The sequence below is a fragment of the Nonomuraea sp. NPDC049646 genome, from assembly GCF_044465525.1.
Classification (GTDB): Bacteria; Actinomycetota; Actinomycetes; order Streptosporangiales; family Streptosporangiaceae; genus Nonomuraea.
This window is the reverse complement of the sequence record NZ_JBITLU010000002.1, coordinates 262174-287865: the sequence shown is the minus strand read 5'-3', so window position 1 is coordinate 287865 and position 25692 is coordinate 262174. Positions and strand designations below refer to the sequence as shown.

The following is a 25692-nucleotide window of genomic DNA, read 5'->3' as shown; positions in this document are numbered from 1 at the left end:
CTCGAGGACCAGCATTGTCCGCCATGCCCGCAAGGCCGGCGCCACGCCGTCGGCGTTGCCCATCGTCGTAAGCTCCAGCACTCCGGAGATGCGGCTTTGCCGGCGCATGCAGGCCTCCCTCCGGCATCGCACAAAGCGCAAGCTCTGGCGACTCGCCGTTGCCCGTCCGCTGTCTCGTCGATGCGTTGCCCCCTGTTCTGTTGCCCCCCTGGGGAGACATGTCCCTTCGCTGCGTGCCACGGCGGCTGTCACACCGCCTGCTTCCTGTGGTGATCGCCGTGGCCACCTCGCTGCCTCTGTCGAGTGGCGCGGGCACGCCTTCGCGCCCTCAGCTGCCGGGTGCGTCGCCTCGGCGCTCTCCCGCCTCTGACGGCCACGTCACAGAGCGTGATCCCGACCCCCTCTTCGAGCAGGTCGCAGCCGGTCAAGCCGCCACAGCCCGTCACTCCGGTTCGTGAGCTTTCGGCAGCACCGCGTCGGGCAAGTGCTGCCTTCGCCCGTTGACTTCACCGTTTGCCGAGGCGGGTGTTCGGTCCCAGTCGAGGGAGACGCCGAAGGTGTCATGGAGACCGATGCGGCCCTTGTCCGTGAGATGCACCACCCGTCGGGCGCGTCCCCTGCGCAACCACTCCAGCGCGAACAGCCGCTGGGCCAGGGCGGCGCCCAGCGCGCCCGCCAGGTGGTGACGGCCCTCGCCCCAGTCGACGCAGTAGCGGATCGCGGGCCGCCGCCGGGAGAACCCCTCGACCTCGATGCCGAACCTGGCCAGCACGCCGGCCCCCGCCGAGGTGATCCGGTAGCTGCCCGCGGCGCTGGTCAGGACCCCGCCCTCCACCAGCGCGGCGAGCAGTACCACGCCGAGCCGTCCGGCCAGGTGGTCGTAGCACAGCCGGGCCCGCAGCAGCGCCTGCGCGCGCACGCTGTCGTTCAGGGACCGGACCGGCAGCGGGCGGGCGATCCTGGCCAGCTCCTCCAGCACCCGGGCCACGTCGGTGCTGGCCAGACGGTAGTAGCGGTGGCGGCCGTCGTGCTCGACGGTGAGGAGTTTCGCCTCGCGGAGCCTGGCCAGGTGGCCGCTGATCGTGGACGGGCTCACGCCGGCCTCGGCGGCCAGCGCGCCGGCGGGCAGGACGCCGCCGTCCGCGAGCGCGCGCAGCACCTTCGCCCGTGAGGGGTCGCCGATGGCCGCCGCGACCTCGGCGATGTCCGCTTCCGTCGCAGTCTTCCACATGCACCCAGCCTAGGACGGGGACGCTTCGGCGAACGCCGTAGTGATCCCGTACCAGGCTAGGTGGCATGGCTGTCACCGCACTTCACCGTTCGCCGGGTACGGCGCCCCTGCTGGCCCTCTGCCTGGGCTACTTCCTGGTCGTCCTGGACGTCACGGTGGTCACCGTGGCGATCCCGCCGATCGGCGACGACCTGCGTGCCGGACTGCCGGTTCTGCAGTGGATCGTGGACGGCTACACACTCACGTTCGCCGGTCTGCTGCTGACGGGCGGCGGGCTCGGCGACCGGCTCGGCGGGAGACGGGTGTTCCTGGCCGGTCTCGGGACGTTCACGGTCGCGTCGGCCGGGTGCGGGTTCGCGCCGTCGGCGGGCGTGCTGGTCGCCTTCCGGCTGGCGCAGGGCGTGGGTGCGGCGCTGATGGTCCCGGCGTCGCTCTCGTTGTTGCGGCACGCCTATCCCGACAGCGGTGCACGGGCGCGCGCGTTCGGCGCGTGGGGCATGGTCGCCGGGGTGGCCGCCGGGGCGGGGCCGGTTCTCGGCGGGTTCCTGGTGTCGGTGGCGGGGTGGCGTTCGGTGTTCTTCGTGAACGTGCCGTTCGGCGTGCTCGGGCTGGTTCTGACCAGACGGTACGTCTCCGCGCCTGCGGCGGCCGATCGGCGTGCCGGGCTGGACGTCGGGGCGCGGACGATGGGGGCGCTCGGCCTCGGCGGGCTGACCTGGGCGTTGATCGAGTCCGGTGAGCACGGCTGGGTCTCGCTTCCGGTGCTGGGCGGTCTGGGGGTGTCCGCGCTGGCGTTGCTCGCCTTCGTGCTGCTGGAGCGCCGCTCACGGGCTCCCATGGTGCCGCCGGCACTGCTCCGCGAGCGCCGCTTCTCCGGCCCCGTGGTCGTCGGAGTGCTGCTCAACCTGGGGTTCTACGGGCTGCTGTTCGCCGTGCCGCTGTACTTCCAGCGGATTCACGGGCTCGGCGCGCTGCCGACGGGGCTGGCCATGCTGCCGATGGCGATGATGCCGATGTTCTCCTCGCCGCTCGGAGGGCGGCTCGCGGCACGCTCAGGGGCGTGGGTGCCGATGGCGTACGGGCTGGTCATCGGCGGGGCCGGGCTGCTGGGCTGGCTGGTGGCCGGGACGGGGACCGGCTACTGGGCGCTGGTCGCGCCGCTGATGCTGGCCGGGTTCGGGACCGGCCTGACGATGCCCGCCGCCACCTCGGCGGTCATGGAGGCCGCGCCGGCGGCGCTCAGCGGGGCGGCGTCCGCCGTGCTGAACGCCGCCCGCCAGACGGGCAGCGCGATCGGCGTGGCCCTGGCCGGTACGTTCATCGCCCACGGCGGCCTGGTGTCCGGCCTGCACGTCCACGCGGTGATCGGCGGCCTCGGTTTCCTCGTCGGCGCGGCGCTGACCGTCCTGCTCCCCCGGCCCCCGAGAACCCGGCCACTCTCGTCACGGTCCTGACTTCGCTGCCTCGCGAGGTCCCTCGCGAGGTCCTACGCCGGCTACCGCTCCTCATCCGACCGGAGCCGTCCTGTACCCGGCACCAAGGGCTCGGCGGCGGCCTGCACGAGTACTCAACCGCTGGACTTACTTTTTCGGTGACGGCGGCCAGCGCCTGGCGCGGCTGATGGCCGAGGCGCGGCAGGGCGGTCGCGAGGTGCCCGCGGGTGTCCCGGCCGAGGACCTGCTGAACGCCGCCATCGCGCGCCAACGCAGCCTGGCCACCGCGCTGAACGAGGTGGACCCCCTTCTACCGCTATGAGATGCAGATACGCTCCGGCCGCGTGCGTGAGCAGGCATGGGACGGCGACCTGCACAGCCCCGTGCCGGTGGCCTGGGTGCACTACCGGCAACTGGACGACCGCTTCACGATCGACCCTGAGTGCTCATTCGGTTGCGATGAGTCGCTCATGGTGGACGACCGTATGCCGTACATCCCTGCACGTCCAGAGCCCCACCACACCACCGTCACCGGGCATGCCAGGCGGCACGGCGCGTGACGTGTGCAGGCGTCAGCGAGCCGCCGTCGTGTTCGCCCCAGGTGCCGGAAGACACCGCAGGTGAGGGGCTGCGGCGGGCATGCTCAAGCGAGCCCGCCAGCCTCATTCCCCATCCAAAAGGTGCCATGCGACGCCCTCTGGACGATATCTGGCGGCGGCCGCGGTCGTCCTGCGGATGCGCAAGACGATCAGAGGCAGAGGTTTGGACGACGCGCGGAGGCCGGCCTGGCAGGGCCGCTGCACCGCTACAGTGAGCGCATAGAGAGCTCAGCGGGGCCCCTGGAAGTCGCACTGATCAGGGCTGCTTTTCACGACGGCCGCCCGCGACCCAGAAGCCGTCAATGTCCATGGGGCCTGATCATGGCAGCCGACGCAAGACCTGCCCAGATCTCCCGATTCTCGGTGCGGTTCACCACCGTCGACGGCCGCGTGGCCGACGGGGATCAGACGCCGCCGGCATGGACCAGTCCCTCCTGTGACCGCGGCCAGCCCACTCGCGGTGGGCGAACTGATGCCGGACGACACCGTCACCCGCTGCCGACGCGCGTCTGTGCCGGTATCGCTGGAAGGTCCCGGGCAGCACCACGGTGGTCATCTGTCCACGCTGCTACACCGTCCAGCCCGGCCCAGCGGCGTGGCTCTGTGGTGATCAGTTCGGTGGGGCCTCGTGGACGGTCATGCTGCCGCCGTTGACCTGGATGCCGATCGATGAGCGCGGTGCGCGCGTGGAAGGGGCGGCGGGGCCGGGAGCGGCTGACGTGCAGGCGCATTCGCGGAGCACACTCACCGAGCCCGAAGCCAGCTGATCGTTCGGCCTGCAGGAGGGATACCGTCGTCGAGCACCAACTGCACGGCGGCCACTGCCGGGGACCCCTCGGGTGGGCAGGGTCGTGTCACCCGGCGTGGACGCTCACAGCGATCACGGCATCGGTGAGGGCGGCGGCGTAGGCGTCGGTGAGCTTGCCGGGGTGGAACAGTAGCGCGTACCACATCGGCCCGAAGACCAGATCGATGAGCAGATCGTCATCAGGGTGGGTGAGCTGCCCGCGTTCGCGTGCACGAGTGAGGATCTGGCGGACCGCCTGACGGCGAGCCGCGATCAGCTCGCTGCTCACGCGCTGGGCGAAGGCGGGATCCTGCAACACCTCGGCTGCCAGGGCCTGGTTGAGTGCGCCGGCCACCCCTCGCTGTCCGGCGAAGGTGGCCTCCAGCAGGGCCAGCAGGTCCTCGCGCAGATCGCCGGTGTCGGGGGTGGGCAGTCGGGTACGGGCGTAGACCGCCAGCACGTCCAAGATCACCTCACCCTTGCCCGGGTAACGACGGTAGACCGCCTGTTTGGACACCCCGCTGCGGGCGGCGATGGCTTCCATGCTCATCCCTCGGTAGCCCTGCTCGGTGATCAGGGCGAGCGCGGCCTGGCGGATCGCGTCGTCGACAGCGGGGTCACGGGGTCGTCCGGTCATGCCCTGCACTCTACTTGACATACGCACCGTTCCGTATTTGAATCTAATACGCAACGACCCGTATTGAAAGAAGGGGATATGCGCCCCCGCTCCTCCACCCCCGCACTGCTGACGCTGGCATTGGGCTACTTCGCGCTGGGGACCGCCTCCCTGGCGGTCGTCGGCCTCAGCAGCCCGATCGCTGCCGACCTGACGGTGCCCGCCCCCAGCGTCGGCACTCTGGTCACCGTTTTCGCGCTGGTGTTCGCCCTGGCCGCGCCCATCGCCGCGATCGCGCTGGGCCGCCTGGACCGCCGCACCGTGCTGCTGGTGGGCCTGACGCTGATGACGCTAGGAGGTGCCGCCGCCGCGATGGCGCCCGACTTCACCGCTCTGGCCGCGGCGCGAGTGGCCACCGGGCTGGGCGCGGCGATCTTCGGACCGGCCGCCTCGGCCACCGGCTCGATGATCGTTCCCGCCGAGCAGCGGCCCCGCGCGCTGGCGGTGGTGTTCGGTGGGATGACCGCCGCCACCGTCCTGGGGGTGCCGCTGGCCTCGACCGCGGGCGCCGCGATCGGCTGGCGCGCCACCATGGCCGCCGTGGTCGCCCTGACCCTGGTGGCGGGCGCACTGCTGGCGGTGCTGCTGCCACCGGTGGCACCGGGCCCGGCCCCCACCGCCCGCGCCTTCGCCGCCGCGCTGGGAACCCGGGGCGCCACACCGATGATCGCCACCACACTGCTGGTGCTGACCGCCCAATTCGCTGTGTACGGCGTCGCCGGCGCCTACCTGGGCGTCCGGTTCGGTGCGGGCCCTGGGCTGGTGTCGCTGACGCTGCTGGTGTTCGGCACGCTGGGCATGGTCGGCAACGCCGCCGGTTCCCGGATCTACGCCCGCCTGGGCGGCGGCCGCACCATCGCTGTCGCGCTGGCCGGGCTGACCCTGGCCTTCCTGGCCCTGGCCGGTGCACCGGCCGTACCGGCGGCCGGGGTCGCGGTGTTCGCCTTCTGGGCCATCTTCAACACCTTGTTCATGGCCCCGCAACAGGCCCGGCTGGTGGAGCTGCTGCCCGACCAGCGTGGGGTCCTGCTGGCTCTCAACGCCTCGGCGCTGTACCTGGGCATGAGCCTGGGCAGCCTGCTGGGCGCCAATCTGCTGCCCGCCCTCGGCGGCCACTGGCTCCCGGTTCTGGCGCTACTGCCGCTGGCCGCGGCCGCCGCCACCCACGCCGCCTCCACCCGTCCGCGCCCGGCCCGCCCGGCAACCCCGGTCTCCGCGTCCGCTCCGGCTCACCACTGACCTGCTCTTATCCCACCCTCCCATTTGTTCGTCGCCTCAATCTCACAGGAGAATTCCATGTCCCAGGCTCCAATTCAGCCGGCGTCCCAGCCCGCCGCCCAGCTCGTGCGCGACTACTTCGAGCAGATCTGGAACCAGGGCCGCACCCAGCTGGCCGACCGGTTCCTTGCCGCCGACCTGATCCAGCACAACCCCAACCTGCCCGACGGCCGCCAGGCGCTGACCGAGTTCATCGACGGGATGCGCGCCCAGCTCCCCGACGCCCGCTTCGAGATCCACCGCATGGCCGTCGACGGCGATCTGGTGTTCGCCCACAGCCTGTTCACCGCCCAGCCCGGCCACTCCGGCATCGCGGTGGTGGACATCTTCCGCATCGCCGACGGCCTGATCGCCGAACACTGGGACCTGCGCGAGGACGTCCCCGTCACCACCGTCAGCGGCCACCCCATCGTCTGACCCGACCAGCACCAGACCGAACGCCGAGGCCAACTCCCGTGACTCCTCCCACCAGCCGCCCACTGTACGACCGGACCATCCTGATCACCGGCGCAACCGACGGCCTGGGCCGCGCTGTGGCCCACCGCCTGGCCGCCCAGGGCGCCACGCTGATCCTGCACGGCCGCAACCCGGCCAAGGGCCGGCAACTGCTGACCGACCTACGCGACCAGACCGGCAACGACCGGCTCACCTTCGAGCATGCCGACTTCGCCCACCTGGACCAGATCCAGGCCCTGGCCGACCGGCTGACAAGCCGCGACCGCCTGGACGTGCTGGTCAACAACGCCGGCATCGGCGTGGAGACCGCCCCCCAACGCAGCGCCGACGGCCTGGAGCTGACCTTCCAGGTCGACTACCTGGCCACCTACATGCTCAGCTGCCTGCTCACCCCGCTCCTGGTCCGCACCGCCGCCCGCTCAACTGCTGCCGGCGCCGGCCCGGCGCGGATCGTCAACGTCGCCTCCGCCGGACAAGCGTCCCTGGACTTCGACGACGTGCTGCTGGAACACCACTGGGACGGGGTCCAGGCCTACTGCCAGGCCAAGCTCGCCCAGATCATGCTCACCCTCGACCACGCCGAACTCCTGGGCGACCACGGCGTCACCGTCAACGCCCTGCACCCCGCCTCCTACATGCCCACAAAGATCGTCACCCACCTGTTCGCCGTGCAGAGCACCCTGGACGAAGGCGTCACCCACACCGCCCGCCTGATCACCGACCCCGCCCTGAACAACGTCACCGGCACCTACTTCAACCGCTCCCGCCCCGCCCGCGCTCACCACCAGGCATACGACCCCGACGCCCGCGCCCGCCTGCTGAGAATCAGCCAACGACTCACCGGTGTGCCCTTCCCCGCTGCACCTCTCCCAGCCGCCTGACCCGCAACCTCGTTGCTGCCGGTGCCACACTCCCCCGGCAGCATCCCTGCCAGCCCGCCGGCATCGCGATCGCGTCGAGGAACCCAGGCTCGTCGAACAGGGCCTCGGCCCGCGTGGCGAGCAGCCTGGCCCCGCCGTACCCCTGGTGGTCGGCCACCACCACGCCGATCAGCAAGTCATCGGCGAACAGCGCGGCGCCGGACATCCCCGCCCAGGGCGACCCGGCACCTGCGCGTTTGGGTAGGTGCCGGTGTAGCGGGCGACGTCGGGCAGCGCCCCCGGCGGGCCGTCCGCGGGGACGGGGGCCGGGGCGAACCGGTCGGCGAAGGCGTTGACCAGCGACCAGGCGGCGTCGGGGCCGCCCTTGCCGAGGCCGTTGTAGGAGGCGTAGACGCCGATGCGCCGGTCGGGGATCAGCGCCATGATCGCGAAGTAGCCGGGGATGTTGCCCTGGTGCACCAGCAGGCGCCGGCCGTTCCTGGTGAACTCCTGGAAGCCGTAGCCCATGCCGGCCGTGCCCTCGGCGTCGCCGAAGTGGCGGCTCTGCATGAGCCGGACGCTGTCCGGCCTGAGGATCGCCCCGCCGCCGGTCAGCTGGGCCAGCATGAACGCGGCCATGTCGGTGGCGGTGGAGCGGAAGCCGGCTCCGTGCGGCGGCATGTGCCCGTACTTCGCGCCTTCGGCCCGGACCTGGCGGCCGTCCTGGAGGCGGTAGCCGGGGGCCAGCGCCTGGGCGATCGGGCCGGGCTCGGTCTGGGCCATGGTGGAGCGCGTCATGCCGGGCGGGCGGAAGATGTTCTCCTGCACGTACTGGTGGAAGGGCATGCCCGAGCGCACCTCGACCAGGTAGCCGGCCAGGCCCATCCCGTAGTTGGAGTGGACGGCCCGGACGCCGGGCGGCCGGATCCGGGGCGGCTGGTGGCCGGCCAGGTGGTCGCCGAGCGGGTGCACGTCGCGGGCGGTGGCCGCGCCGGTGCCGAAGTCCCCGCCGGCGAACCCGGCGGTGTGGGTCAGCAGGTTCGCCATGGTGACCGGCCGGCCCGGGTAGGCGTCGTCGATCTTGAACGTCGTCAGGTACCGGTTGACGTCGGCGTTCAGGTCGATCTGGCCCCGTTCGACGAGCTGCATCACCGCGGTGGCGGTGATCAGCTTGGCCACCGAGGCGAGGGCGAAGACGGTCCGCTCGGCGTCCACGGGACGGCCGGTCTCCACGTCGGCGACGCCGTACCCCTGGGCGAAGACCTGGCGGCCGCCCGCCACGACGGCGATGCATGTAGAGCAGCGCACGCGACACCTTGATCCGGCGGGCCAGCTCGCTGACGTGAATCCGGCCGCCGGAGAGCTCGGCGAGGATCTGCAACCTGAGGGGATGCCCGACCGCGCCGAGCAGGCGGAGCAACTCTTCGCTGGTCGGCATGTCGTCCTTGGAGAGCGTCTGTATTGCACCTGCTAGTTCGGTCTTACAGGTGCAAGTACACGCGTCAAACCGGCAGGGCTCGTGCCGGTCGGTGGGATGAGGGTGGCGTCGCCCGGTTCGCGGGCGCGCCGGCGTTCAGCGGGCGAGGGTGAGCTCGGCCAGCTCGCGGAAGTCGCGGCGGCGGCCGTCGAGGTCCGCCGCGGCGAACGCGGCCTCGCCGAGGCGCTCGCGCGCCTGGTCGGCGATGCGGGCGGCGTCCGGCAGCGAGCGGTCCGGCGTGCCGCGCACCGCCTCGCTGGCCGCGATCAGCCGTACGGCCTGCTCGTCCTGGCCCTCGCGCAGCGCGACGTCGGCGATCCCGACCAGGGCCTCGGCGATGGTCGGCGGGAACATGTTCTCCACGGCCGCGTCGAACGCCCTGCGCCGGTAGGCCCGGGACTGCTCGACGTCGTCGGCGAGGTAGCCGTACAGGTCCATGATCGTGGAGCGGACCGAGCCTACGATCTCGTCGTTGGCCAGCACCGCCTGAACAGTGGCCAGGTGCTCGCGCGTCCGGTCCGCCTCGCCGCGCCAGCGCGCCAGCTTCGCCTGCCCGAGCGCCAGCTCGGCCAGGGAGTCCGGCCAGACGATCCCGTCGGCGTGCCGCTGCGCCTCGGCCATGGCCGCGGCGCTGGCCCGCTCGTCGCCGAGCAGCCAGTGGAGCTGGGCCTGCCGGGCCCACACGCCCACGACGTCCTCGGTCGCGCCCACCTCGGTCAGCGCCACGGCGCCCTCCGCGTAGTACTCGCAGGCACGGGCGAACTCGCCGCGCATGGCGAGCCGATCCGCCAGGAAGGTCAGCGCCAGGGAGATGCCCATGCGGTCGCCCAGCGCGCGGAACTCGGCGAGCGCGGTCTCGGCGTCGAGGTCGACGTCGGTCTCGTCGGCGCCGAGCGTGAGCCGGAACCGGCCGCGGGTCAGCCTGCCCTGCGCCCGCACCCAGGGGTCGGCGTCGGCGATCAGCGGCTCGAACGCGGGCAGGAACGCCGCCGGGCCCTGCAGCGTGCGCTCCAGCAGCGCGGCGAACCCGAGCAGCGGCTTGCGGGACCCGCTGCGCAGGGCCAGCCGGTGGGCCTCCTGGATCCACTCCCGCGCCTGGAACTGGTCGCCGCCCACGCCGGACGTCACGAACATCGTCACCATGAGGTACGCCATCGCCCGCACCTCGTCGGGCACCTCGCCCTCCAGCCCGGACGCGGCGATGCTCAGCTCGGCGCCCTCGGCCCGGTGGCCGCTGAGGAACCAGTAGTAGCCGGCCGCCCCGGCCAGCCGCATCGCCTCGTACGCCCATCCCTCGGCGATCGCCCCGCGCAGGGCCGTGATGATGTTGTCGTGCTCGGCGTCGAGCACGGCCAGCCACTCCAGCTGCTCGGCCCGGCGCAGGTGCGGGTCGGCGGTCTCGGCCAGCTCGGTGAAGTGGGCCAGGTGCGCCCGCCGCGCCGCCTCGGACTCCCCGGCCTCGGCCAGCCGCTGGGCCGCGTACTCCCTGATGGTGTTGAGCATGCGGTAGCGCGGGGCGCCCTCGTCGTCGGCCAGCAGCAGCGACTTCTCGGTCAGCGCGGTCAGCACGTCGAAGACCAGCTCACCGTCGGACGTCTCGTCGCCGCACACGCGTTCGGCCGCCTCCAGGCTCGCCCCGCCGGAGAACACCGACAACCGGCGCAGCACGCCGCGCTCGGCCTCGCTCAGCAGGTCCCAGCTCCAGTCGACGACCGCGCGCAGCGTCCGGTGCCGGGCGAGCGCCGTACGGCTGCCGCTGGTCAGCAGGCGGAAGCGGTCGTCGAGACGGCGGGCGAGCTGGTCGACCGACATCGTGCGCAACCGGGCCGCGGCCAGCTCGATCGCCAGCGGGTTGCCGTCCAGCGCCCGGCAGATCCGCGCCATGGCCGCGAGGGTGGGGGCGTCGGAGCCGATGTCCTTGCGCACCAGGTCCGCGCGGTCGCGCAGCAGCCGCACCGCGGGCGAGGACCCGCTCTCGGCCGGCGAGGAGCCCTCGGCGGGCAGCGTGAGCGGCTCGACCTGCCACAGCACCTCGCCGGTGATGCCGAGCGGCTCGCGGCTCGTGGCCAGGACGCGCAGGCCGCGGCACTCGCCCAGCAGCCGGTCCGCGAACGCCGCGGCGGCCTCGATGACGTGCTCGCAGTTGTCCAGGATGAGCAGGATCGAGCGGTCGCGGATGGCGGTGATGAGCCGGTCCATGGGGTCGCCGCCGCGCCCGCCGCCCAGCATGCCCTGGTCGCGCAGGCCGATCGTGGTCAGGGCGGCCTGCGCCAGCTCGCCGCCGGCCCGGACCGCGGCCAGCTCGACCAGCCAGGCGCCGTCGGGCAGCTCGGGCAGCATCGTCCGGGCGGTCTCGGTGGCCAGCCGGGTCTTGCCGGAGCCGCCCGCCCCCGTCAGGGTGACCAGGCGGTACCTGGTGGCCAGGTCGGCGACCGCGGAGACGTCGTCGTGCCGGCCGACGAAGCTCGTCAGCTCGGCGCGCAGGTTGGTCCTGCGGTTGTCGGTCCGCTCCCCCACCTCGCCGCGCAGCAGCGCGGTGTGCAGCTCCGACAGCTCGGCCGACGGGTCGGCGCCCAGCTCGTCGGCCAGCCGCTCGCGGGTGCGCTGGTAGAGGGTCAGCGCCTCGTTCCCGCGGCCCGCCTCGGCCAGCGCCCGCATCAGCGCCGCCACGAACCCCTCGCGCAGCGGGTACGCGGCCACCAGCCCGGTCAGCTCGGTGACCAGCTCCGCGCCCCGGCCGAGCCGCAGGTCGGCGTCGATGCGCTCGCCGAGCGCATCGACGTGGAGGTCGCCGAGCCGGGTGACCACGGCGTCGAAGGTGTCGCTGTCCCGCATCGCGATGTCGGCCATGGGGGCGCCGCGCCACAGCTCCAGGGCACTGCGCAGCAGGTCGGCGCGGGCGGCGGGCGCGGCGGCGCGGGCCTGGGCGATCAGGTGCTCGAAGCGGGCCACGTCCACCGCCTCGCGCGGCACGGCCAGCCGGTAGCCGCCGGAATCGGCCTCGATCACGCCGTCCGGCAGCACCCTGCGCAGCCTGGACACCAGCGCCTGCAGGGCGTTGACCTCGTCGGCGGGCGGCCGCTCCCCCCAGATCCAGTCGATCAGCCGCGCGCGCGTGACGATCCGGCCGGGCTCCAGGGCGAGAGCGGCGAGCAGCGCGCGCAGCCGGACACCGGGAACCTCGACCACGGCCCCTTGGGCGTTACGGACCTCGAAGGGCCCAAGCAATCCGACTCGCACACCGCAATTGTGCCGGAACCAGGACAACGCCCGGCCCATCCCCGTCCGTCCGCCCCCTGGGGCCGGCATCCGAGGTCAGCCGTCGGCCTTGCGGCTGAGGTGCTCCCAGGCGCGGTACTCCGCGGTGCGGGCCTCGTCCATCTGCTGGACGAGGTCGTACGAGCGGCTGCCGACGATCAGCCGGCGCGGCGGCTCGGGCAGGTCCACCAGCTCCATGACGACGGGCGCGGCGTTGCTCGGCGGCGGGCCGGCGTCCTCGCCCCACATGGCGGCCAGCTCGGCCCGCAGCCCGTCGTAGACGGGGTCGGGCTCGGTGGCCGTGGTGCCCAGCGTGAACAGGCCGGTGTCGTAGCCGCCCATCTGCAGGTTGGTGACCTTGACGCCGAACGGCGCGAGCTCCATGGCCAGCGCCTGGGTGATCGAGTCGAGCGCCGACTTGCCCGCCGCGTACAGGCCGACCGAGGCCATGCCGCCGCCCGCGCCCATCGAGGTGACCTGGAGGATGTGCCCGGACCCCTGGGCCCGCAGGTACGGCGTCACCGCCTGGGTGACCCAGATCGCGCCGAACAGGTTGACGTCGAAGTGCGCCCTGATCTGCTCCTCCGTGGCCTCCTCCAGCATGCCGAAGAGCATGCCGCCGGCGTTGTTGACCACGACGTCGAGCCTGCCGAACGCGGCCACCGCCTTCTCCACGCCCTCCCGCACCGCGGCGCGGTCGGAGACGTCGAGCGGCAGCCGGACGAGCGAGCCCGGGTGCCGGGCCGCCGGCTCGGCCAGCGGGCCGACGTCGCGGGCGGCGGCCACGACCCGGTCGCCCCTGTCCAGGGCCGCTTCGGTGAACGCCCGGCCCAGCCCCCGGGACGCACCCGTGACGAACCATACGCGCATGCGCTCTCGCCTCCTTCAATCCTCAAGACGAGACGGTCCGTCTCGCCGCATGCCCATCAGTGTTCCAGCAGGTACCGGGAACTTGTCAAGACGGACCGTCTCGTCTCGTTTAGGGGCTATGATGGGCGGCGTGAAGCAGCCCGATCCCGCGCGCCGCAGCGAGCGCTCCCGGCAGGCGATCCTCCAGGCCGCCAGGGAACTGGTGTCCGAGGTGGGTTACGCCAAGGTCTCCGTCGAGGCGATCGCCGCGCGGGCCGGCGTCGGCAAGCAGACGATCTACCGGTGGTGGCGGTCCAAGGGGGCCGTGGTCTTCGACTCCTTCCTCGCGCTGAGCGAGGGCGACCAGGGCGTGACGCTGCCCGACACGGGCGACATCGAGGCCGACCTGAAGACCGTCATGCGGGCCACCGTGGCGGAGTTCGCCGACCCCGCCTTCGAGGCGCCGATCCGGGCGCTCAACCTGGAGATCGTCGCCGACCCCGAGCTGGCCGCCCAATACCGCGAGAAGCTGGCCGGCCCGGTCGACGAGGCCAAGAAGGCCCGCCTGCGCAGCGCCCAGCAGGCCGGCCAGCTCGCCCCCGACGCCGACCTCGACCTCGCGCTCGAACTGCTCTACGCCCCCCTCTACCAGCGCTGGCTCCTGCGCTCCGGCCCGCTCACCCCTCAGTACGCCGACGCGCTGGTCGACCTGGCGCTCAAGGCGCTGCGTCCCTGAGCCGCCGCCGGGCCGCCGGGTCTCACAGGGCCCGCAGCAGGTCGGCCAGCGCCTGGAGCACGGCGTCGCGCCGTTCCTCGTGCAGCCAGCCGTGCCCGGCGTCGTCCAGCACCCGGTGCTCGCCGCGCGGGAAGGAGGCGGCCAGCTCGGCGTGCAGGGCGAGCTTGCCGGCGTTGATCTCGCGCAGCACGTCCTCCGGCCACAGCTGGGACTGGGTGGCGTCCGCGCCCATGGCCGACAGCACGATCACCGGCACGTCGGGCGCCGGCGGCGCGGCCCCGAACTCCGCCGAGACCTCGTCGTAGAGGTTGCGGCCCTCCAGCCAGCCGGTGCGCCAGGCGGTGAGGTGGTGGTCGACCAGGGCCTCGCGCACGCCGTCCGGCCAGGCGGCCAGCAGCTGCTCGACGGCCGGGCGGGCGGCGTCGAGCTGCTCCGGCGTCGGCTCGGGGAGCGCCTGATCGCGCATCCGGTCGAGCATCTCGCGCGCCTGCCGGGGCGCGCGGGCGGCCATGTCCTCGTGGAAGGGGTCGAGCAGCAGCAGCGCCGCGACGTCGCCGGGGAAACGGCGGGCGTAGTGGCGGGCGTACGCGCCGCCCAGGGAGTGACCGGCCAGCACGTACGGGCCGCGCACCCCCGCCGCCGCCAGCGCCTCGCGCAGCTCGTCGGTCACCTCGGCCGCGGTGCGGGGCAGCTCGACCGGCTCGCTCCAGCCGGTGCCCGCGCGGTCGTAGAGCACGCTGGTCGTCAGCTCGGCGGCGCGGTCGTGCACGTTGAGATAGTCCAGGCCGACGGCTCCGGCGCCGGGCAGGAACACCACGGGCGGGCCGCCGGCGCCCGAGCGGTGCAGCATGATCCGGCGACCGCCGACGTCGTGCAGGCGGCCCAGCGGAGGGGCGTCCAGGGCGTGATGAGTCATGACCCTTCCTTTCTCAGGTTTGAGAAAGGTAGCAGGTGTGAGATCGTACGTCCATGGACACGGTGGACCTGCTTCTGCATCCCGTACGGCTGCGCATCGTGCACGCCATGGCGGGCGGCCGCACGCTCACCACCTCCGACCTGTGCGACCTGCTGCCCGACGTCTCCAAGGCCACCGTCTACCGGCACGTCGGCCTGCTGGCCGAGGGCGGCCTGCTCGACGTCGAGGGCGAGCAGCGCGTACGCGGGGCAGTCGAGCGGCGTTACCGGCTGCGCCCGGCGCGGGCGGCCATCGACGCCGACACCGCCGCCGCGGCCTCGCGGGAGGACCACCGCCGCGCGTTCGCCGTGGCCATGGCGGCCCTGCTCGCCGAGTTCGGCGCCTACCTCGACCGCGACCAGGCCGACCCGGCCGCCGACCTGGTCGGCTACCGGCAGCACGCCATCTGGCTCAGCCCGGACGAGCGCGCCGCGCTGATCGCCGACCTGCGCGCCGCGCTCCTGCCCAGAATCGCCAACCCGCCCACGCCCGAGCGCACCCGCCACCTGATCAGCCCGATCCTGTTCCCGGCCGAGGAGCCGTCCGCCTGAGCGCCGTTCTCCCGGCCCGGCGGCGAGGCGTACGGCTGGGGGCAGTACACCTCGGGCCAGACGGGCACCGGCGTCCCGGTGCCGATGCCGCCGAGGTCGAGCGCGCGGGGGCCGGGGCTCGCGTTCATCGCCGCCGGCGGCGACCACGGCCTGGCCATCCGCAAGACCGGCTGAACCCATCCGCAAGACCGGCTGACTCCATCCGCAAGACCGGCTGGACCCATTCGCAAGACGGACTCAACCCGGACGAACCCGCCGCGAATCTCACGGGCCTATCGGTGACATCTGCATCTGTTCGCCGCCGTCCGCCGGGGTGCAGGCTGGGTCCCTCGACATCCCCCGAGGAAGGCGGCGACGACCCCTCATGGCCCTGCCGCTCACCCTGGTCCGGCCCCGGCGGCCGGGCCGCGCCGCCGTCCGGCCGGGCGGCCTACCCTGGTCAGCCGGGGAACATCGACGGGCGGGCGCGGTGGTGGGCACGGTGGCGGACGGAGTGGCGGACGGAGCGGCCGGCAGGGCGGAGTTCTGGCGGTCCGGGCGGGTCGTCAGGCTGGCGCCGGTCGTCGCCGTCGTGTGCAGCGCCCTGCTGCCGCTGCTGCAGGTGACGCTGTCGTTCGGTTACGAGGGCAACGACAGCCGCACCGGTCTGTGGAGCCTGGCCGCGACCGCGGCCTACCTCCCCCTGCACCTGCGCCACGTCTGGTACGCCGCGCACGCCCGCCGTCCGCCGTCCGGCCGCTGGACGTTCGCGGTCATGGCCGTCGTCGTGCTCGGCGTGACGCCCCTGGCCGGGAACATGTGGCCACGGGCGTACGCGGGGCTCGTGGTGTCGGCCGCGCTGGTGCTGCCGGCGCCGTGGTCGTACCTGGTCTGCGTGGCCCTGGTGGCGGCGGCCGCGCCGGTGGCGTTGCTGCTGGGCCTGCCGTGGCAGGTGGCGTCGTGGCCGGCGTTCTCGGTGCTGTGCGGCGGCGGGGCGTTGCTGCTGCTCGTCTGGCTCGCCGCGGCGCTGACCCGGCTGCAGGCGGCCAGGGAGGCGCTGGCCCAGCAGGCGGTCGCGCAGGAGCGGCGGCGCATCGACGACGACCTGCGCCGCACGCTCGGCGGCGCGCTGGAGTCGATCGCCGCCCGCGGCGAACGCGCGGCCGCGGCCCTGCCCCCCGGCGGCACCCCCGCCCCCTCGGCCGCCGGCGGCGCTCCCGGCCCCTCCCCCGAGCTGGCGGCGGAGCTCGCGCGGCTGGCCGACGACTCGCGCCGCACGCTGGCCGAGGCCAGACGGCGGGTGCGCGGCTACCGGCAGCCGTCGCTGCGGGCCGAGCTGGAGACGGCCGCCACGCTGCTGTCGGCGGCGGGCGTGCCGGCCCGCCTGGAACTGCCCAGGCAGGGCGTCCCCGAGACGATCCCGGCCGGGCCGCGCGCGGCCCTGCGCGCCGTCGTCACCCGCCTGCTGCGCGCCGACGGCGTGCGCGCCTGCACGATCGCCGTCACCGTCGCGGACGGCCGGGTGCTGCTGGAGGTCCGCGCCGACGACGTGACCGAGACGATCGAGGTGCCGGCATGACCGCGCAGATCCCGCCGGCCTGGGTGCTGCGGCATCCGCGCCGGCCGTTCGTCGCGCTGCACGTCCCGCTGGCGGCGCAGGTGCCGGTCTACATCGGCATGGGCATGGAGGGGCCGCCCGGGAACCCCGTCCTGGCGGGCGCGGGCGTCCTGGCGGCCCTCGCGCTCCAGCTCCGCCACAGCCTGGCCGCCTCCCGCGGCGCGCGCCCGGCGGGCTGGCCCTGGACCCTGGCGGCGCTCCTGCTGCTGGCGAACCTGCCCCTGTGGTGGCTCGCCACGCAATGGGAGGGCGTGACCGTCTTGGCCCTGGCCTCGATCGTCATGCTGCTGCGCGGCCCCGTGCGGGCGGTGGCCGCCGTCGCGCAGATCCTGCACCCGGCCGCGCTGGAGGTGGCGCAGATGCTGCGCGACGGCGACACGGTGCCGCACGCCCTCCTGCTGGCCGTCTACCCCATGCTCGGCCTGGTCGTGTTCGGCGGGGCGCTGGTCGCCGGGGCCCGCCTGGTGCTGCTGCTGGAGGAGCTGGAGGCCACCCGGGCCGAGCTGGCCGCGGCCGCGGTCGGCGAGGAACGCGTCCGGGTCTCGCGCGACCTGCACGACCTGCTCGGCCAGAGCCTGTCGGCCATCTCCCTCAAGGGCGACCTGGCCCTGCGGCTGCTCGCCAAGGACGCCGGCGCGGCCCGTGCCGAGATCGAGAGCCTGACCGGAGTCGCCCGCGACGCCCTCAGGGACGTACGCGCGATCACCCGCGACGAGCTGGCCGTCTCGCTGCGCACCGAGATCGACGGCGCGGCGGCCCTGCTCGGCGCGGCCGGGGTCGGCACCCGGCTCGACGTGGCCGCGCTGCCGCCGCTGTCCGGCCCGGCCCACGACGCCCTGGCGTGGGCCATCCGCGAGGGCGCCACCAACCTGCTGCGGCACAGCGAGGCCACGACCTGCGCCATCACCGTGGCCCGCGACGGCGGCAGGGTACGGTTGGAGATCGTCAACGACGGCGTGCGCGGCGTCGGGAGTCCGGGGTCGGGGCTCGCCGGGGTGTCCGAACGCGCCCGCGCGGCGTCCGGCTCGTCGTCCACCGCCGTCCACGACGGCCGGTTCCGGCTGTCGGTCGAGGTTCCCGAGGAAGGCCCGTGATCCGCGTACTGATCGCCGAGGACATGCACATGATCCGCTCGGCCCTGGTCGCCCTGCTCTCGCTGGAGGACGACATGGAGGTGGTGGCCGAGATCGAGCGCGGCGACGAGGTGCTGTCCGCCGCCCTCCGGGTACGCCCGGACGTCGCGGTGCTCGACATCGACATGCCCGGCCTGGACGGTCTGTCGGCCGCCGAGCAGCTTTCGCAGCGGCTGCCGGACTGCCGCACGCTCGTGCTCACCGGGCTCAGCCAGCCGGGAAACCTGCTGCGCGCGCTGAAGGCGCACGCGCGGGGGTTCATCGTCAAGGACGCCCCTGCCCAGACCCTGACCGACGGCATCCGGCGCATCGCCCGCGGCGAACGGGTGATCGACCCCGAACTGGTCGCCGCCGCCCTGGAGACCGGCAGCAGCCCGCTCACCGCCCGGGAGACCGAGGTGCTGCGCGCCGCCGCGTCCGGCATCCGCACCGCGCAGATCGCCACCCAGCTCTCGTTGTCGCAGGCCACCGTGCGCAACTACCTGTCGAACGCGATCAGCAAGGTCGGCGGGCGCAACCGCATCGACGCCATCCGCATCTCCCGCGACGCGGGCTGGCTCTGAGCCGCCGGGGTCGTCGGCCACGACCTCAGAGCGCGTACTGCTTGAGCGGGACCGCGTCGTCGGCCTCGTCCGGCATGGGCTCGTCCGGCGCGCCGAAGAACCAGCGGGCCGCGGCCCGGCCGTGCCGCTGGTTGCGCTCGACGTAGTCGCGCATCCGCTGCTCGTAGGCGGCCAGGCCCGTGGCGTGGCCGGGGGCCTCGGCCAGCTCCCCGGCCAGCACGTACGCGCCGATCAGGGCCTGTGAGGTGCCGCGGCCGGAGGTCGGCGCCGCGCAGTAGGCCGCGTCGCCCAGCAGCGTGACCCGGCCGTTCGTCCAGGTGTCCATCACGACCTGGCCGGAGGAGTCGAAGAAGAACTCCTCGGCCTCCCGCATGGCCGCCAGCAGCCGGGGCACCTCCCAGCCCGCTCCCGCGTAGTGCTCGGCCACCAGGCGTTCCTGCTGGGCGCGGTCGCGCCGGTCGTAGACCAGGTCGTCGGCGGCGAACGACAGGCCGACCCGCAGCTCGGTGTTGCCGTGCGCGGTGAAGGCCAGGGCGCTGCGGCCGGGCGTGTTGTGCATCAGGCCCGCGTCCCGCAGGTCGAGGATGTTGGCGGTGGTGAACAGCGCGCCGTAGATGCCGAGGCCGCGCACGTACCGCGACTCGGGGCCGAAGGCGAGCGCGCGCACCTTGGAGTGCATCCCGTCGGCGCCGACCACCAGGTCGAACGTGCGCGGCGGCGCCTTCTCGAACCGCGCCCGCACCTCCGCCGCGTCCTGGTCGAGCGCGGTGACGGTGTCGTCGAACAGGTACTCGACGGTGTCGCGGGTGGCCTCGTACAGGACCTTCGTGACGTCGGACTTGAGCACCTCCAGCTCGCCGGAGATCGCGGTGGCGGGCAGCACGGCCAGCGCGTCGCCGGCCTCGTCGACCAGCGTCATGGAGGTCATCGTGGTCGCGTGCCGGCGCATCTCGGCCAGCAGGCCCATACGCTTCAGCACGTCCAGGGCCGAGCCGCGGAAGTCGATGGCCGCGCCGCCGCCGCGCGGGGCCGGGGCGCGCTCGACGACGGTGACCTGGTGGCCGTGACGGTGCAGCCAGTAGGCGAGCGCGGGGCCGGCGACGCTGCCGCCGGAGATCAGGATTCGCATGGGAACGTCCTCTTTCGTCGGTGAATGCTCCACACCGTACGCAGATTTGGGCAAACGCGCAAGACGATCGTCTAATGCGTACGTGCTAGGCTTCCGGTCATGGGAAATCGCGAAGACCTGCTGGCCGGGGCGCGGCGCTGCCTGGAGGAGAAGGGCTGGGGGCGCACCACCGTCCGCGACATCGCCACGGCCTCGGGCGTGAGCATGGCCGCCATCGGCTACCACTTCGGCTCGCGCGAGGCGCTGCTCAACGCGGCACTGGTCGAGGCCATGGGCGAATGGGGAGAGAAGGTCGGCGCGGCGCTGGCCGCCCTCGACGACCCCGGCAGGTCACCCGCCGAGAACTTCGAGGCGCTCTGGGAGCAGCTGATCGGCTCGATCAACGAGAACCGCACGTTGTGGCTGGCCAACCTGGAGGCGCTGGTCCAGGCCGAGCACTCGCCGGAGCTGCGCGAGCAGCTCGTGGCCGGTCAGCGCGAAGGTCGGCGGGGCATGGCCGCGCAGCTCACCGGGGTGCCGGAGGAGGAGATCGGCGACGGCGAGGTGCGCGCCGTCGGCTCGGTGCAGCTCGCGCTGCTGCTGGGAGTGATGGCCCAGTGGCTCAACGACCCGCGGGCCGCGCCCTCGGCCGCCGACGTGATCGAGGGGCTGCGGGCCGTCACCACCCGGTTCGGGCTGGTCAGGTGAGCGAGGCGACGATCACCCGGGCGGCCTCGGCGATCAGCGCCTCCCTGGGCGGCGTGCCGTGGCCGGGGCGGTCGGTCATGACGGCCACCACCAGCGGCGCCGCGCCGGGCGGCCACACCGCGGCGATGTCGTTGGCCCTGCCGTAGTTGCCGGTCCCGGTCTTGTGCGCCACCTTCCAGCCCTTCGGCAGGCCGGCCCTGACGCGCGCCGCGCCGGTGGTCGTGCGCAGGAGCCAGCCTTCGAGCAGCGCACGCTTGACTGGGGGCCAGCACGTCGCCGAGCAGGATGTTCTGGTAGTCGCCGGCGATCGCGCGCGGGGTGGTGGTGTCGCGCGGGTTCCGCGGGCCCATCCTGTTGAGCTCGGGCTCGTAGTGGTCGATGCGGCTGACCTGGTCGCCCAGCCCGCGCAGGAACGCGATGAGCCGGGCCCGGGCCGGGGTCGCCGTCGGCGTACTGACGGGGGCGCTGTGCGTGTGGGGCCTCGGCCTGCTCGCCGAACGCCGCCTGCGCGCGCAGGGCCCCGAGCTGCTGGACCTCATGCGCACCGGCCGCAGGCAGCGGCCCGCCGTGGCCTCCCGCTTCGACCGGCTGTCCACGACGCAGCGCATGATCACCTGGTGGTGCTTCGGCCTCGGCGCGATCCCGCTGGTGCCGCAGGGCGTCCTGGCGGCCGTCTTCGTCTCCAAGGACATGCTGCGCCACTCCTGGTTCCTGGCCACCTACATGCCGCCCGGGCCTCTGGATGATCAGGTCCAGGCCGTCCCGGTAGTTTTGACACCCCCTACGGCTAACCGCTATCTATTGGCTAACCGTTAGGGGGGTGGGGCCGTGCAGGACGCGGTGCTGGCGATGCTCGCCAAGGAGCCGTCGCACGGCTACGACCTGCGCGCCCGCCTGCGTCACTGCCTCGGCCCGCTGGGCGAGTCGATGAACCCCGGCCAGATCTACGTGACCCTGGCCAGGCTGGAGAAGGCGGGGCTCGTCGAATGCGAACGGGCCGGCGGCCTCCCCGAGCGTCCCGACCGCAAGGTCTACGCGCTGACCCCCGACGGCCAGCGCCGGGTGGCCGCCTGGCTCGCCGAGGTCGGCTGGCCGAAACCGGACCTGGCCGAGTTCCATCTCAAGCTCGCCGCCGCCGCGGCGGCGAGGCTGGCCGACCCGGTCGAGCTGGTCGCGGCGCAGCGCCGCGAGCTGCTGCGCCGCCTGCGCGAGGTCCAGCAGGCGGTGCTGGACGAACCGCCCGGATCACCCGCCGGCCTGCTGCTGGAGGGGGTCGTGCTGCGGTTGCGGGCCGACCTGCGCTGGCTGGACGCCTGCGAGCGCACCTGGTCCGGAGCCCAAGACGAAGACGAGGGCGCATGAACGTGTTACGGGCCCGCGGCCTGGTGAAGACGCACGGCCAGGGGCAGAGCCGGGTCCGCGCCGTGGACGAGGTCGACCTGGACGTCCCCCAAGGGCAGACGCTGGCGGTGACCGGCCCGAGCGGCTGCGGGAAGTCCACCCTGCTGCACCTGCTGGGCGGCCTGGAACGGCCCACCGGCGGCGAGGTGTGGCTGGCCGGCCGGCGCGTCGACACGCTGAGCGAGCGCGCCCTGGCCCGCCTGCGACGCCGCTCGGTCGGGTTCGTCTTCCAGGCGTTCCACCTGGTGGAGGAGCTGTCGGCGGCAGAGAACGTCGAGCTGCCCGCGCTGCTGGCCGGCCGCTCGCGCCGCCAGGCCAGGCGGCGCGCCGACGCGCTGCTGGACCGGGTCGGGCTCGCCGCCCGCGCCCGGCACCTGCCCTCGCAACTGTCCGGCGGCCAGCGCCAGCGCGTCGCCGTGGCCCGCGCGCTGGTCAACGAGCCGCTGGTGGTGCTGGCCGACGAGCCCACCGGCAACCTCGACAGCGCCGCCACCCTCGACGTGCTGAGGATCTTCGGCGAGCTGCGGTCCGCCGGGCAGACCCTCGTGATCGTCACGCACGACGAGCGGGTGGCGGCCACCGCCGACCGGCTGGTCTCGATGCGCGACGGCATGTTCGTCGACGACACCCACCTGGCCGCCGCCCGCCCGCGGGGGCTGGGCGGTCTGATCGGGCTGGAGGACTGAACGTCATGGGCACCGTCGTGCTCGTCACCCGGCTGGTGCTGGCCGACGTGCGGCGGCACCGCGTCCAGGCCGCGATGCTGCTGCTCGCGGTGACCGTGGCCACCGCGACGATGGCCCTCGGCCTGTCCCTGGGCGACGCGAGCCGCTCCCTGTACGAGCAGACCCGCGCGGCCACCGCCGGGCCGGACGTGGTGGCTCTGTCCGGCGGCTCGGGCCGCGCGGCGACCTCCGCCCTGGCCTCGCTGGCCGACGACCCCGGCGTGGTCGCCCACCACGGCCCCTACCGCATCGTCTACGCCGGCCTCACCGCGCGCGGCTCGACGTCGTCCCAGGTGGTGGTGCACGGCTTCGCCGAGCGTCCCGGCCCGGTCAACCGGCCGCTGGTCACCTCGGGCCGGTGGGTGCGGCCCGGCGGCGCCGTCCTCGAACGCGGCTTCGCCACCGCCCTGGGCGTCGTGGTCGGCGACCGCGTCACCATCGCCGGACGGCCGTACCCCGTCGTCGGGATCGCCGTCACCGCGGCCACCTCCATCTACCCCTGGGCGGCGCAGATCGGGCCGGGCGGCGGCCCCAGCGACTACGCCGGCCTGGCCTGGCTGACCAGCTCGGACGCCCGGACACTGGCCTCCTCCCGGCGCCTGCCGGTCACCACGGCCATCGACCTCAAGCTGGCCGACCCCGCCGCCACCGAGGCGTTCGGCGACGCGCACCGCGACCCGGGCCTGCGGGTCGACTTCCACTCCTGGCAGTTCACGGCCGAGCAGGACACCGTCATCCTCAGGGACAGCCGGCCGATCCTGGTGGTCGGGAGCTGGCTGCTCAGCTTCCTGGCCGTCACCGGGGTCGCGGCGCTGGCCGCCGGACGGGCCGCCGCCCAGACGCGCCGGGCCGGGCTGCTCAAGGCCGTCGGCGCCACCCCCGGGCTGATCGCCACCGTCCTGCTCACCGAGTACCTGGCGCTCGCGCTGGCCGGCGACGCGCTGGGGCTGACGATCGCCCGCCTGGCCGCGCCCGCCCTGGCCGGCCCCACCGCCAGCCGGATCGGCGACGCGGCCCAGCTCGGCGGCTCCGTCGTGGTCACCGCGACCGTCCTCGCCCTGGCGGTCGCGGTGCTGTCCACGCTGCGTCCCACACTGCGCGCCATGCGGACGGCCACCGTCACGGCGCTGTCCGCGACCGCGCGCCCGCCCCGTCACCGGCCCCGGATCACCGCCCTGTCGGCGCTGCTGCCCACGCCGCTCCTGCTCGGCCTGCGGCTGACCGCCCGCCGGCCCGGCCGGGCGGTGCTCCAGGCGTGCTCCACCGCCACCACGGTGATCGCGATGGTCGCCCTGCTGACCCTCCACGTCCAGCCGGAGCGGGGCTACGGCCTGGACGGCTCCTCCGTGCTGCCCAACATGCGCGGCGAGCAGGACCGCCGGCTGATGCTCGCCGTCACCGTCCTGCTGATCGTCCTGGCCGTCGTGAACACCGTCACGCTCACCTGGACCACCGCCATGGAGGCGCGGGCCACCATGGCCGTCGCCCGCACGCTCGGCGCCACCCCCGGGCAGGTCGCCGCGGGTCTGTCCAGCGCCCAGCTGCTGCCCAGCCTGCCCGGCGCCGTCGCCGGCGTCCCCCTGGGCCTCGGCCTGCTCTCGCTCTTCGCGGCCGGGAACGCGGTGCAGGCCCCACTCGCGTGGCTGGCCGGCGCCGCGCTGGCCACGCTGCTGGCGACCGCGGCGTCCGTCGCCCTGCCCGCCCGGCTGGCGGCCCGCCGGCCCGTCGCCCAGGCGCTCAGCGCCGAGACCGCGTGACCGGCCGCGCGGGAACCAGGTGGACGGCCTGCGTGATCTCCGGCTAGGGTGTGGCGCATGTCCGGTCCCGAGGCGTCAAGACGCTAGCCACCGATCGTCGGTGGCTTCTCGTGATGTCCTGCGGCCGCGCCGTCCCTGAGACCGCGCGCCCTTCCGGCATCCGATCACCTTCGTACGGACCGGTTCCTCCCGGCTGTTCCGCCACCGTCGTGGCGTCGAACCCGGGTCTTCCCCACTCGCGGTAGCGCCCGCGCCCCACTGTGCCGCCGGCGCGCCGCGTTCCTTCGTGCTGTGCTTGGAGTACCGCTCGTGCCTTTCGCCATCTACGTTCTCGGGCTGGCCGTGTTCGCCCAGGGAACGTCGGAGTTCATGCTGTCCGGGCTGGGCCCGGCCATCGCCGCCGACCTGGGCGTGTCCGTCCCGGCCGCCGGCGCGCTGACGTCCGCGTTCGCCGCGGGCATGGTCGTCGGGGCGCCGCTCATGGCGCTGCTCAGCCTGCGCCGGCCACGCCGGCAGGCGCTGCTCTTCTTCCTCGTCGCGTTCGTGGTCGTGCACGTGGCCGGCGCGCTCACCACCGACTTCGCCGTGCTGCTGGCCACCCGCGTCCTCGGGGCGCTGGCCAACGCCGGGTTCCTCGCCGTGGGCCTGGCGACGGCCGCCGGCATGGCCGCCCCCGGCGCCAAGGGACGCGCCACGTCCGTGCTGCTCGGCGGGATCACGCTGGCGTGCGTCGCCGGGGTGCCTGCGGGCGCCGTGCTCGGCCAGGCGTTCGGCTGGCGGTCGGCGTTCTGGGCGGTGGCGCTGGTGTCGCTGCCGGCCGTCCTGGCAATCGTGCGGTCGGTGCCGGCCGGCGGGCAGGACAGTGCCCGTCCGCGCGCCCGGCACGAGCTGCGGGCGTTGCGCGAGCCGCGTCTGCTGGTCGCGCTGGCGCTGGGCGCGCTGGTCAACGCCGCCACCTTCTGCACCTTCACCTACCTGTCGCCGCTGGTCACCGAGGTGAGCGGGGTCTCCGAGGGGTGGGTGCCGGTGCTGCTCGCGCTGTTCGGGCTGGGGTCGTTCGCCGGGGTGACCGCCGCGGGCCGGCTGTCGGACGCGCGTCCGGCGCTGGTCCTGGTCGCGGGCGGGCTCGCGCTGCCGGCCGGATGGGCGCTGCTCGCGACCGCGGCGGGCGTCCCGGTCGTGGCGTTCGTGCTGGTCTTCGTCCAGGGCGCGCTGTCCTTCGCGGTCGGCTCGACCCTGATCGCCCGCGTCCTCTACGCGGCCGCCGCGGCTCCTTCGCTCGGCGGCTCCTTCGCCACGGCGGCGCTCAACGTGGGGGCCACGGCGGGCCCGGCGCTCGGCGGCGCGGCCATCGCCGCCGGGCTCGGCTACCAGGCGGCGCCGTGGGTCAGCGCCCTGCTGGTGGTCGTGGCGCTCGCCGTGGCGGCCGTCGTCCACAGGTCGCCGGCGAGCGTCACGCCGCGCTGACCGGGGGCGGGAAGATGGTCCGGCGGCCGTGACCGGGCGCGGTCGCCGGGATGCTCTCGTGAATGCGACAGCATGCCCGGCGATCGT

Annotated in this window: 23 protein-coding genes and 1 pseudogene; 16 read left to right on the top strand and 8 right to left on the bottom strand. The window is 74.0% G+C overall.

Features of this window, described 5'->3' with window-relative positions; translation table 11 throughout:
* Positions 1–442: 442 nt before the first annotated feature.
* On the bottom strand, positions 443–1231 hold the full coding sequence (locus ACIBQ8_RS06125; RefSeq protein ID WP_397191298.1) for an ArsR/SmtB family transcription factor: 789 nt from the start codon (positions 1229–1231) through the stop codon (positions 443–445).
* 65 nt (positions 1232–1296) lie between these two features.
* Here ACIBQ8_RS06125 and ACIBQ8_RS06120 point away from each other — a divergent pair, with 65 nt between their 5' ends.
* Complete coding sequence (locus ACIBQ8_RS06120) at positions 1297–2685, top strand: MFS transporter (protein WP_397191297.1); 1389 nt, start codon at positions 1297–1299, stop codon at positions 2683–2685.
* A gap of 323 nt (positions 2686–3008) precedes the next feature.
* Positions 3009–3224, top strand: coding sequence for a hypothetical protein (locus ACIBQ8_RS06115; protein WP_397177803.1), 216 nt, complete (start codon positions 3009–3011; stop codon positions 3222–3224).
* Positions 3225–4117: 893 nt separating this feature from the next.
* Here ACIBQ8_RS06115 and ACIBQ8_RS06110 read toward each other — a convergent pair.
* Entirely contained in the window at positions 4118–4687 is a 570-nt protein-coding gene (locus ACIBQ8_RS06110; RefSeq protein ID WP_397177802.1) for a TetR/AcrR family transcriptional regulator, read from the bottom strand.
* A gap of 78 nt (positions 4688–4765) precedes the next feature.
* On the opposite strand from ACIBQ8_RS06110, the gene ACIBQ8_RS06105 reads away from it, so the two are divergent.
* The 3 genes from ACIBQ8_RS06105 to ACIBQ8_RS06095 are packed head-to-tail and all read left to right on the top strand — an operon-like array spanning position 4766 to position 7341.
* Positions 4766–5965 (top strand): MFS transporter, encoded by a 1200-nt coding sequence (locus ACIBQ8_RS06105; RefSeq protein WP_397191296.1) that lies wholly within the window; start codon positions 4766–4768, stop codon positions 5963–5965.
* Between the two features lie 57 nt (positions 5966–6022).
* On the top strand, positions 6023–6421 hold the full coding sequence (locus tag ACIBQ8_RS06100) for a nuclear transport factor 2 family protein (protein ID WP_397191295.1): 399 nt from the start codon (positions 6023–6025) through the stop codon (positions 6419–6421).
* A gap of 38 nt (positions 6422–6459) precedes the next feature.
* The gene (locus tag ACIBQ8_RS06095) at positions 6460–7341 is read left to right on the top strand and encodes an SDR family NAD(P)-dependent oxidoreductase (protein WP_397191294.1); all 882 of its coding nucleotides are present in this window, start codon (positions 6460–6462) and stop codon (positions 7339–7341) included.
* Between the two features lie 168 nt (positions 7342–7509).
* Here the strand turns inward: ACIBQ8_RS06095 and ACIBQ8_RS06090 are convergent, their stop codons facing one another.
* The 3 genes from ACIBQ8_RS06090 to ACIBQ8_RS06080 all read right to left on the bottom strand — a co-directional run bounded on the left by ACIBQ8_RS06090 (position 7510) and on the right by ACIBQ8_RS06080 (position 12925).
* Entirely contained in the window at positions 7510–8628 is a 1119-nt protein-coding gene (locus ACIBQ8_RS06090; RefSeq protein ID WP_397191293.1) for a serine hydrolase domain-containing protein, read from the bottom strand.
* Positions 8629–8893: 265 nt separating this feature from the next.
* A complete protein-coding gene (locus tag ACIBQ8_RS06085) occupies positions 8894–11986 on the bottom strand; it encodes a BTAD domain-containing putative transcriptional regulator (protein WP_397191292.1) in 3093 nt (1030 codons plus the stop codon).
* A 126-nt stretch (positions 11987–12112) separates the two neighbouring features.
* Positions 12113–12925 carry an SDR family NAD(P)-dependent oxidoreductase gene (locus ACIBQ8_RS06080; RefSeq protein WP_397177795.1) on the bottom strand — a complete coding sequence of 271 codons (813 nt, stop codon included), beginning with the start codon at positions 12923–12925 and terminating at the stop codon, positions 12113–12115.
* Positions 12926–13046: 121 nt separating this feature from the next.
* Here ACIBQ8_RS06080 and ACIBQ8_RS06075 point away from each other — a divergent pair, with 121 nt between their 5' ends.
* Complete coding sequence (locus tag ACIBQ8_RS06075) at positions 13047–13640, top strand: TetR/AcrR family transcriptional regulator (RefSeq protein WP_397191630.1); 594 nt, start codon at positions 13047–13049, stop codon at positions 13638–13640.
* Positions 13641–13662: 22 nt separating this feature from the next.
* Here ACIBQ8_RS06075 and ACIBQ8_RS06070 read toward each other — a convergent pair whose 3' ends face one another.
* Positions 13663–14556 (bottom strand): alpha/beta fold hydrolase, encoded by an 894-nt coding sequence (locus tag ACIBQ8_RS06070; protein ID WP_397177794.1) that lies wholly within the window; start codon positions 14554–14556, stop codon positions 13663–13665.
* Between the two features lie 53 nt (positions 14557–14609).
* Between ACIBQ8_RS06070 and ACIBQ8_RS06065 the strand changes: the two genes are divergently transcribed.
* From ACIBQ8_RS06065 to ACIBQ8_RS06050, 4 genes are all read left to right on the top strand, one after another.
* Positions 14610–15146 (top strand): helix-turn-helix domain-containing protein, encoded by a 537-nt coding sequence (locus ACIBQ8_RS06065; RefSeq protein WP_397177793.1) that lies wholly within the window; start codon positions 14610–14612, stop codon positions 15144–15146.
* A gap of 481 nt (positions 15147–15627) precedes the next feature.
* Positions 15628–16704: a hypothetical protein gene (locus ACIBQ8_RS06060; RefSeq protein WP_397191291.1), complete on the top strand. Its 1077-nt coding sequence runs from the start codon at positions 15628–15630 to the stop codon at positions 16702–16704.
* Positions 16701–17837, top strand: coding sequence for a sensor histidine kinase (locus tag ACIBQ8_RS06055; RefSeq protein WP_397191290.1), 1137 nt, complete (start codon positions 16701–16703; stop codon positions 17835–17837). The genes ACIBQ8_RS06060 and ACIBQ8_RS06055 overlap by 4 nt, the downstream gene beginning before the upstream one ends.
* Positions 17834–18439 carry a DNA-binding response regulator gene (locus ACIBQ8_RS06050; RefSeq protein ID WP_397177790.1) on the top strand — a complete coding sequence of 202 codons (606 nt, stop codon included), beginning with the start codon at positions 17834–17836 and terminating at the stop codon, positions 18437–18439. Before ACIBQ8_RS06055 ends, ACIBQ8_RS06050 begins: the two co-directional genes overlap by 4 nt.
* A 25-nt stretch (positions 18440–18464) precedes the next feature.
* On the opposite strand, the gene ACIBQ8_RS06045 is transcribed toward ACIBQ8_RS06050, so the two are convergent.
* Positions 18465–19568, bottom strand: a complete 1104-nt coding sequence (locus ACIBQ8_RS06045; RefSeq protein WP_397191289.1) for an FAD-dependent monooxygenase — start codon at positions 19566–19568, stop codon at positions 18465–18467.
* Positions 19569–19667: 99 nt separating this feature from the next.
* Between ACIBQ8_RS06045 and ACIBQ8_RS06040 the strand changes: the two genes are divergently transcribed.
* Complete coding sequence (locus tag ACIBQ8_RS06040; RefSeq protein WP_397177788.1) at positions 19668–20255, top strand: TetR/AcrR family transcriptional regulator; 588 nt, start codon at positions 19668–19670, stop codon at positions 20253–20255.
* Here ACIBQ8_RS06040 and ACIBQ8_RS06035 read toward each other — a convergent pair.
* Positions 20248–20683, bottom strand: a pseudogene (locus ACIBQ8_RS06035) (serine hydrolase); the annotation flags it as partial. The gene ACIBQ8_RS06040 and the pseudogene ACIBQ8_RS06035 sit on opposite strands and share 8 nt — an antisense overlap.
* On the opposite strand from ACIBQ8_RS06035, the gene ACIBQ8_RS06030 reads away from it, so the two are divergent.
* The 5 genes from ACIBQ8_RS06030 to ACIBQ8_RS06010 all read left to right on the top strand — a co-directional run bounded on the left by ACIBQ8_RS06030 (position 20634) and on the right by ACIBQ8_RS06010 (position 25605).
* Positions 20634–21071 carry a hypothetical protein gene (locus tag ACIBQ8_RS06030; protein ID WP_397191638.1) on the top strand — a complete coding sequence of 146 codons (438 nt, stop codon included), beginning with the start codon at positions 20634–20636 and terminating at the stop codon, positions 21069–21071. The pseudogene ACIBQ8_RS06035 and the gene ACIBQ8_RS06030 overlap by 50 nt on opposite strands.
* 12 nt (positions 21072–21083) lie before the next feature.
* Positions 21084–21617 (top strand): PadR family transcriptional regulator, encoded by a 534-nt coding sequence (locus ACIBQ8_RS06025; protein WP_397177787.1) that lies wholly within the window; start codon positions 21084–21086, stop codon positions 21615–21617.
* Positions 21614–22342 carry an ABC transporter ATP-binding protein gene (locus ACIBQ8_RS06020; RefSeq protein ID WP_397177786.1) on the top strand — a complete coding sequence of 243 codons (729 nt, stop codon included), beginning with the start codon at positions 21614–21616 and terminating at the stop codon, positions 22340–22342. The genes ACIBQ8_RS06025 and ACIBQ8_RS06020 overlap by 4 nt, the downstream gene beginning before the upstream one ends.
* Before the next feature lie 5 nt (positions 22343–22347).
* Entirely contained in the window at positions 22348–24138 is a 1791-nt protein-coding gene (locus ACIBQ8_RS06015; RefSeq protein WP_397191288.1) for an FtsX-like permease family protein, read from the top strand.
* 309 nt (positions 24139–24447) lie between these two features.
* On the top strand, positions 24448–25605 hold the full coding sequence (locus ACIBQ8_RS06010) for a Cmx/CmrA family chloramphenicol efflux MFS transporter (protein ID WP_397191287.1): 1158 nt from the start codon (positions 24448–24450) through the stop codon (positions 25603–25605).
* The last annotated feature ends 87 nt before the right edge of the window (positions 25606–25692 follow it).